At 34.9% G+C, this 744-nt stretch carries 1 pseudogene; it reads left to right on the top strand.

Features of this window, described 5'->3' with window-relative positions:
- Positions 1 to 744 (top strand): annotated as a pseudogene (locus IU405_RS01050) (UxaA family hydrolase); the annotation flags it as partial.

Consider the following 744-nt stretch of genomic DNA (forward strand, 5'->3'; position numbering starts at 1 on the left):
AGCAAATGGGGACTGTTGATGAAATGCTCACAGCCATCATAAAAGACTCATTTGAAGCAATTAAAGAAGCAAATAAAATAGTACGTAAACCTGCACCTTTATCAGCATTAAAAGTTGGTTTAGAATGTGGTGGTTCAGATGGTTTTTCGGGAATTTCTGCAAATCCAACATTAGGATACACTTCAGATTTGCTAGTAGCTCTTGGAGGAACAGCCATTTTATCTGAGTTTCCTGAACTTTGTGGTGTTGAACAAGAACTAGTAAATAGATGTACTGATGAGGAAAAGGCTACTAAATTTTTAAGTTTGATGAAAGCTTTTGAAAAATCAGTAGTCAATGCAGGTTCAGGTTTTGATATGAATCCTTCACCAGGAAATATCAAAGATGGTTTGATTACTGATGCTATGAAATCTGCAGGCGCTGCCAAAAAAGGAGGAACCTCTCCAATTGTTGATGTTTTAGATTATGGAGAATATGTTACTAAATCAGGATTGAATTTATTATGTACTCCAGGAAATGATGTAGAAAGTACCACAGCAATGGTTGGTTCTGGTGCAAATATTGTTTTGTTTACAACAGGTTTAGGAACTCCAACAGGAAATCCAATCACTCCAGTAATCAAAGTTTCTTCAAATTCAGATTTGGCAAACAGAATGAGCGATATTATCGATATTGATACTGGAGATATTATCAAAGGAGAAAAAACAATTGAAGAAATGGCAGATTTAATGCTCAATTATATTG

Source organism: Polaribacter sp. BAL334 (genome assembly GCF_015767435.1).
Lineage (GTDB): Bacteria > Bacteroidota > Bacteroidia > Flavobacteriales > Flavobacteriaceae > Polaribacter.